This is a genomic window from Actinosynnema sp., from assembly GCF_052038725.1.
Genome location: NZ_JBQGCX010001285.1, coordinates 1 through 1,725, shown reverse-complemented (window position 1 = coordinate 1,725; position 1,725 = coordinate 1). Strand labels below are relative to the sequence as shown.

The window sequence follows — 1,725 nt, the reverse complement described above, 5'->3', positions numbered from 1 at the left end:
TCACCGGCCCGATCAGCACCTGCTCCCGCAGGTCCAGGAACCGCATCAGCACCCGGTCCCGCATCGCCCGCGCCTGCTCGGTCGCCCGCTCCACCGTCGTGCGCCCCTGCTCGGCCAGCACCTCCACCACCCCGCACCCGGTGTGCAGGTCCGTGTCCCACCCGGTCACCAGGACCGCCATCTCGCTCAGCGCCCGCACCGGCGGCGAGTCGGCCTCGTGCGCGGGCACCTCCTCGCCGACCGCGATCTCCAGCAGCGCCGCCGTCGGCGCGCCCGACGCCGCGTTGAGCCGCATCATCACGTGGTCGTCCAGGCTCGGCGCGAGCCCCATCGAGTCCAGCGACGCCTGCCACGCCGCCGTGAACAGCCACGCCCGGTGCGCGTCCGCGAACCGCCGCGCCTGCTGGCCGGTCGCGCAGCCGTGCATGGCCAGCGCGATGTCCTGCAGCGCCAGCGCGAACCGGTCCTCGGCGACCGCGTGCCACGGCACCACCAGCGCCCGCTGCACCTCGCCCGCCGCGGTCATGAAGTCCTCGTCGCCGCCCCGCTCGCGCAGGAACAGGTGCGCCCAGCACGCCCACCGCACCGCCACCTGCATCGGCTCGTCGTCGGCCTCCGGGGCGGCGCGGGCGAAGAACTCGGCGACGTTGAGCCGCACCACCTCCTCCCGCAGCCTCGGGTCCGCGCCCAGCCCCACCCGGTCCAGCCACTCGACGGCCCGCGCCTCGGTCACCCCCACGTGCGGGTTGATCGCAGGCTCGACGGGGCAGTAGAAGCCGCTCACGCCGCACTCCTGTCCAGGAAGCGCTCCACGCCCTCGGCGATGCCCGCCGCGTCCAGGCCGTGCAGTCGCAGGATGTCCGACCGGGACCCGTGCGCCAGGAACTCCGGCGGCAGCCCGAGCACCCGCACCCGGCGGCTCAGCCCCGCCTCGCGCAGCGCCGCCGCCACCGCCTCCCCGACCCCGCCCGCGCGCACCCCGTCCTCCGCGCACACCACCACCCGGTGCTCGGCGGCCAGCGCGATCAGCGACGGGTCCACCGGCAGCACCCACCCCGGATCGCACACCGTCACCCCGATGCCCTGCCCGCCCAGCCCGACCGCCGCCGCCACGCCCTGCGCCGCCAGGCTCCCCACGGTCACCAGCAGCGCGTCCCGCCGCGAGGCGCTGTGCAGCACCTCCACCCCGCCCACCCGCGACACCGCGTCCAGGTCCACCCCCACCGGCCCCTGCGGGAAGCGCAGCGCGGTCGGCCCGTCCCGGTCCACGGCCTGCTCCAGCAGCTCCCGCAACCGGGTCGCGTCGCGCGGCGCGGCCACCCGCAGCCCCGGCACGCCGCGCAGCAGCGCCAGGTCCCACGCCCCGTGCTGGCTCGGCCCGTCCTCGCCGGTGATCCCGGCCCGGCCCAGCACCAGCGCCACCGGCAGCCGGTGCAGCGCCACGTCCATCAGCACCTGGTCGAGCGCGCGCGGCAGGAACGTCGACGACAGCGCCACCACCGGCCGCAGCCCGCCCATCGCCAGCCCGGCCGCGCAGGTCACCGCGTGCTGCTCGGCGATGCCGGTGTCGAGCACCCGGTCGGGGAAGCGGCGGGCGAACGGGCCCAGGCCCGTCTGCTCCAGCATCGCCGCGGTCAGGCAGAACAGGTCGGGGCGCGTCCCGCCCAGCGCCACCAGGTGCTCGCCGAGCACGGCCGTCCACTCCGGACCGCCCGGCAGCGACGG

General features: G+C 77.2%; 2 protein-coding genes. Both read right to left on the bottom strand.

The annotated features are described in order from the left end of the window. On the bottom strand, positions 1–784 hold a 784-nt coding region (locus ACTUAL_RS27175), incomplete at its 3' end, for a terpene synthase family protein (protein ID WP_440902236.1). Beyond that, the coding region (locus tag ACTUAL_RS27170; RefSeq protein WP_440902235.1) for a transketolase C-terminal domain-containing protein at positions 781–1,725 on the bottom strand (945 nt) is incomplete at its 5' end. The genes ACTUAL_RS27170 and ACTUAL_RS27175, both read right to left, overlap by 4 nt.